Origin of the sequence: Arthrobacter sp. H41 (assembly GCF_000520535.1) — a bacterium.
Classification (GTDB): Bacteria; Actinomycetota; Actinomycetes; order Actinomycetales; family Micrococcaceae; genus Arthrobacter_D.
Map to the genome: position 1 here is coordinate 15,650 of NZ_KI914799.1, position 5,460 is coordinate 21,109.

Sequence of the window (5,460 nt, forward strand, 5' to 3'; positions counted from 1 at the left end):
CGGCCCGCGACGCAGCCGATGAGCCTGCGGGCGAACCGGTCTCCGGGCCGGTCCGCTCACCGTAACGAGCGGACCGTGAGTGCCAGGTACAGGTGCACGCGGTCGGCCGTGACGCCGGGGTCGTAGCCCGTCAGGTCGACGAGCTGCTGCAGCCGGTACCTCACGGTGTTGCGGTGCAGCTGCAGGGCATCGGCGACCGCGGCCACCGAGCCGTTCAGGGACAGGTACTTCTCAAGGGTGGCCATCAGACCTGCGCCGTGCCGCGCGTCGAACGCCGCCACCGGATCGAGGGTTTCCGCCGCGAGGTCAGCGAGCGGCACGTCTCCGCTCGCCAGCAGCAGCGAGGTGAGGCTCAACCGGTCCGCGGTGTTGACACGGTGGCCGTGCGTGAGTGCCTCCCGAGCTTCGAAGTAGCTCCACCGCAGGCCGTGGGGCTGGGCGTAGGAGCCGCCCACGCCCACGTGCGCCGTGAACCCCGCGCCGTGCAGGTAGGAACTGAGGTCCCCCGCGAGCTGCTTGATGTCGGCTGCACCGGACAACAGCACCAGCCGGTCCTCGAGGATCGCTGCGACCGCTGATTCCCACCCGGCAGGCAACGGCAGGGTACGCAGGGCGCGCTGCTGGCCGGAGGCGACGTCGATCATCACCACTGTCTGCCGGGTGCCCGTGTCGATTCCCGCGCTTGCCAGGCGCGCCGCAGCATCGGGGCCGTCGAGGGTGCCGCGCGTGATGTCCTGGATCAGCTGGCCGGCAGCGGCGCGCTCGCTCGTCCGCCGTCGTGCCTGGTTGCTGAGTTCCACACTGATCAGGCTCTGGGCGTAATCCACGATCGCCGCCTGGCGGAACGGCTCCGCCACCGCGAGCGTGCACCGGTCCTTGAGTCCGGTCGCCACGGGCACGCGGTGCCAGGTGGTCGGGGCGGCGGATCCGGCGCCGGGCGACGCGGCGCCGGCGACCCGGGTCCCGTACTGGAAAACGGCGACCTCGGACCCGGTCATCGCGGCCAGTTCCCGCAGCAGCGCCGGGATTCCGCCGCCCCCGAGCAGGGCGGCGGCAAGGGCCTGATGTCCGCGCAGAAGGCTCTCGAGCCCCGCGTAGGTGTCCGAGGCGAGGGCGTCGGCCACGATCTTCCCGATCGCGATGAAGGGCGTCTCGTAGGGAACACTGAAAAGGGGCAGCCCCTCCTCCTCCGCCTGCTCGAGGAACGCCGGCGGAATTTTCCCGTGGGTCAGCCCCACACCGAAGCCGACGGCGAGTGCGCCCGCCTCGCGGACGCGCGTCACGAAGTTCCGCTGGGCCGCCGCGGTCTTCTGCCGGACTCCCGTGGTCAGAACCACCTCCCCGCCGCTGAGGAACGGCAGCGGGTCCTCGAGCTCGGTGACCGCGACCCACTGGATAGGAGTCTCGGGAAGCGGCGCACTGCCCTGGCGAACGAGGTTCAGGCCGGGTGCGGCCAGCAGCGAGCTCAAGGGAATAGCCATGGCTCCAGCCTAGGCCCTTCCTGTCCTCCTGCACGACAGTTTTGATTATGCCCTGTGCAAGTGTCCGTGGATCGGTGCTGCGGTCCGGCGTAGTGTTCCGGGAGATCCCCGCAGCCGTGAAGCGGCTCCACCTTACTGAAAGGGACGCCTACCGTGGCCGATACTCTCAAAAATTACATCAACGGGCAGTTCGTTCCCGCTGCCGGCACCGAGCTGTTGGACATCGTCAATCCCACCAACGGTGAGGTGGTGGCGCAGTCACCGGTCTCGAACCAGGCCGACGTCGACGCCGCCATGGCGGCAGCTGCCACGGCCTTCCGGTCCTGGAAGCGGGTGACTCCGGGCCAGCGCCAGTTGATGCTGCTCAAGCTCGCCGACGCCCTCGAGGCGAACAGCGACGAACTGGTCGAGGCCCAGCACCGCAACACGGGCCAGGTGCGCGCCATGATCGCAGCTGAGGAAGTTGCCGTCGGCGCGGACCAGCTGCGGTTCTTCGCAGGCGCCGCGCGGCTCCTCGAAGGCAAGTCGGCGGGGGAGTACATGGAGGGCCACACCTCCTACGTCCGCCGCGAGCCCATCGGCGTCGTGGCGCAGGTCGCTCCCTGGAACTACCCGCTCCTCATGGCCATCTGGAAGATCGGGCCGGCGCTTGCAGCCGGCAATACCGTGGTGCTCAAGCCCAGTGACACCACACCGGAATCCACCCTGGTGCTGGCACGCCTGACCCAGGACATCCTTCCCGCGGGCGTCCTCAACGTGCTCCTCGGCACCGGGGAAACCGGTGCCGCGATGGTCGAGCACCCCACCCCGGGCCTGGTCTCCATCACCGGGTCGGTCCGCGCAGGAATCGCCGTGGCAACCGGCGCCGCGAAGACACTTAAGCGGGCACACCTGGAGCTGGGAGGCAAGGCTCCCGCCGTCGTCTTCGCTGACGCGAACCTATCCAAGACCGCCGAGGCCATCGCCGAGTTCGCCTTCTTCAACGCCGGCCAGGACTGCACGGCGATCACCCGCGTATTGGTGGAGGAATCGGCACACGATGAGCTGGTCGACGCGCTGGTCGCGCACACCCGGACCCTGAAGACCGGCAACGCCGACGACGCCGAGAACTATTTCGGGCCGCTGAACAACATCAATCACTTCAACGCGGTCAACTCCGTGATGGACGCAGTGCCTGCTCACTGCAGCATCGCGACGGGCGGCAAGCGTGCGGGGGAGAAGGGGTACTTCTTCGAACCCACCATCATCACCGGCGCACGGCAGAGTGATGACATCGTGCAGAAGGAGACCTTCGGCCCGATCCTCACCGTGCAGACCTTCACCACGGAGGCCGAGGCGGTGGAGCTCGCCAACGACGTCGAATTCGCGCTCGCCTCGAGCGTATGGACCACCGACCACGGAACCGCGATGCGGGTCTCGAGGGACCTCGAATTCGGTGCCGTCTGGATCAACACCCACATCATGCTCACCGCCGAAATGCCGCATGGAGGCTTCAAGAGCTCCGGTTACGGCAAGGACCTCTCCATGTACGGCGTGGAGGATTACACCCGCATCAAGCACGTCATGAGCGTGCTGGACGCCTAGGCAAAGGACATCGACTCCATGACTACACTCTCAGCCCCCGCCACCGCCCGCATCTCGGAGCCCGAGTTCCGGCTCGAGCAGAAGCGCAGCATCGTCGGAGAATTCCCCGGCGCCAGATCGGCCGCCCTCACGGCCCGCCGCGCCGCGGTGGTCGCCAAGGGCGTGGCCTCCACAGTGCCGGTGTACGCGGCCGACGCCGACGGCGGGATCGTCCTCGACGTCGACGGCAACTCCTTCATCGACTTCGGTGCGGGCATCGCCGTGACGAGCGTCGGGGCGTCCGACCCCGCTGTCGTCAATGCGGTCACGGAGCAGGTGGGGCGCTTCAGTCACACGTGCTTCATGGTCACCCCCTACGAGGGGTACATCGCCGTCGCCGAGCAGCTCGCCGAGCTGACCCCGGGCGATTTCGAGAAGCGCACGGTGCTGTTCAACTCGGGCGCCGAGGCAGTGGAGAACGCCGTCAAGGTGGCCCGCCTGGCCACCGGGCGCAACGCCGTCGTCGCCTTCGATCACGCCTACCACGGCCGCACCAATCTCACGATGGCGCTCACCGCGAAGTCCATGCCCTACAAGGCCGGCCCCGACGGCGGCTTCGGCCCCTTCGCGTCCGAGATCTACCGGGTTCCCATGAGCTACCCGTTCCGCGAGGAGAACCCCTCGATCACCGGCGCCGAGGCCGCGCAGCGTGCCATCACGATGATCGAGAAGCAGATCGGCAGCGAATCCGTCGCCGCGATCATCATCGAACCCGTCCAGGGTGAGGGCGGCTTCATCGTCCCGGCCGAGGGGTTCCTTCCGGCGCTCGCGGCGTGGGCACGCGAGAACGGCGTGGTCTTCATCGCCGACGAGGTGCAGTCCGGATTCTGCCGCACGGGGGAATGGTTCGCCGTGAACCACGAGGGCGTGGTGCCCGACATCATCACGATGGCCAAGGGCATTGCCGGCGGCATGCCGCTCTCGGCCATCACCGGCCGGGCGGACCTGCTCGACGCCGTCCATGCGGGCGGCCTCGGCGGAACCTTCGGCGGCAACCCCGTGGCCTGCGCAGCGGCACTCGCGGCGATCGGCACCATGAAGGAGCTCGACCTCGCGGGGCGCGCCCGGCACATCGAAGGCGTGGTCACGGAGCGTTTCACAGCGCTGCAGGCCGAGCTGGGGGAGCGCAGCGTCATCGGTGAGCTCCGGGGCCGCGGCGCCATGCTCGCCATGGAGTTCGTGGTACCGGGGACCCGCACACCCAACCCCGAGGCCACCAAGGCCGTTGCGGCCCGGTGCCTGCGCGAGGGCGTTCTCATCCTCACCTGCGGGACCCACGGCAACGTGGTCCGGCTGCTGCCGCCGCTGGTCATCGGCGACGCACTCCTCGCCGACGGGCTCGACGTTCTCGAAGATGCCATCCGTTCGGTGGGCGGCTAACCTCTTCCCGAAGGGAACTTGTGCATGTGTGGTGGGTTGGAACGCGTCACACCCGCCACACGTGCGCAACTTCCGCGCAGGGTCAGTCCGCCAGCTGTTCCCTCAGCCCGATGATGAGCCCCTCGAGGCCTGCCCGGAAGGCGGCGTCGGCGGCGTTGTCCCCCGATGCGGCGCTGCTGCGGACCGCTGCGGTGAAGATCGGGAACTCTCCGGCGAGCGCTCCCGAGTCGAAGATGTCGCTGGGGGCCGAGACATCGAGTGCCGAGCCGTAGATGAAGGATTCCAGGGCCACGATGGCGGGCACCACGCGATCCTCGGGCCAGCCGTCGGCGAGGAAGCCCCGTGCCACCTCCTCGTACATCCGCAGCGTGTCGGCCGCATCAGTTACCGGGAGAACGGCGATGACGGGCACCAGGGGTGCATGCCGGGCGAAGACCTCGCGGTAGGACCACGCCCAGCGGCGCACTGCTTCGTCCCACGGCTCCGTGGCGAAGGCACTGAAGTCGACCATCGTCATCACATGATCCTGCACCCAGCGCAGCACTTCCTGCTTGGAGGCAGCATGGTTGTAGAGGGCGGACGGCGCCACCTTGAGGCGGCGCGCGAGGGCCGACATGGTGAGGCCGTCGTACCCGGCGTCATCGACCAGCTCCAATGCCGCGTTGGTGATGCGGCTGCGGGACAGCACTCCCTGGGGCGGTCTGCCCGCACGGCGCTGCTGTGCGTCCGGCTGCACTGTGCCCATGGCGGCTGCTCCTTCTCCTGCGGCTTTCCTCCAGCAGGCTCTTCCCAAGATCGTTCCCTAGAACTATAGTAGGGCGATATAAATGAACATCGTTCATTTAGTGGCGCAGGTCAGGAGCCACAGGGAGGAAACCGTGAACATTCTGGAGCGCGACGTCGTCGTGATCGGGGCAGGACCGTCAGGACTGACTGCGGCCCGCAGGCTGGCGAGGGCGGGCCACTCCGTGGCGGT

General features: G+C 68.3%; 4 protein-coding genes and 1 pseudogene. 3 read left to right on the forward strand and 2 right to left on the reverse strand.

Annotation, left to right across the window (positions count from 1 at the left end):
- Positions 1-56 precede the first annotated feature (56 nt).
- Complete coding sequence (locus tag Y705_RS0110130; RefSeq protein ID WP_026532767.1) at positions 57-1,481, reverse strand: PucR family transcriptional regulator; 1,425 nt, start codon at positions 1,479-1,481, stop codon at positions 57-59.
- A 153-nt stretch (positions 1,482-1,634) separates the two neighbouring features.
- Here Y705_RS0110130 and Y705_RS0110135 point away from each other — a divergent pair, with 153 nt between their 5' ends.
- Both Y705_RS0110135 and gabT read left to right on the forward strand, forming a co-directional pair.
- The gene (locus Y705_RS0110135) at positions 1,635-3,065 is read left to right on the forward strand and encodes a gamma-aminobutyraldehyde dehydrogenase (protein ID WP_049822580.1); all 1,431 of its coding nucleotides are present in this window, start codon (positions 1,635-1,637) and stop codon (positions 3,063-3,065) included.
- An 18-nt stretch (positions 3,066-3,083) separates the two neighbouring features.
- Positions 3,084-4,484, forward strand: coding sequence for a 4-aminobutyrate--2-oxoglutarate transaminase (gene gabT, locus Y705_RS0110140; protein ID WP_049822581.1), 1,401 nt, complete (start codon positions 3,084-3,086; stop codon positions 4,482-4,484).
- 82 nt (positions 4,485-4,566) lie between these two features.
- Here the strand turns inward: gabT and Y705_RS0110145 are convergent, their stop codons facing one another.
- Positions 4,567-5,229, reverse strand: a complete 663-nt coding sequence (locus Y705_RS0110145) for a TetR/AcrR family transcriptional regulator (protein WP_049822582.1) — start codon at positions 5,227-5,229, stop codon at positions 4,567-4,569.
- An 82-nt stretch (positions 5,230-5,311) separates the two neighbouring features.
- Between Y705_RS0110145 and Y705_RS23650 the strand changes: the two are divergent.
- Positions 5,312-5,460, forward strand: a pseudogene (locus tag Y705_RS23650) (FAD-dependent monooxygenase); the annotation flags it as partial.

Coding starts and splice junctions, on each gene's coding strand:
- Y705_RS0110145 (WP_049822582.1), bottom strand. CDS start 5,229: ATGGGCACAGTGCAGCCGGACGCACAGCAGCGCCGTGCGGGCAGACCG.
- gabT (WP_049822581.1), top strand. CDS start 3,084: ATGACTACACTCTCAGCCCCCGCCACCGCCCGCATCTCGGAGCCCGAG.
- Y705_RS0110130 (WP_026532767.1), bottom strand. CDS start 1,481: ATGGCTATTCCCTTGAGCTCGCTGCTGGCCGCACCCGGCCTGAACCTC.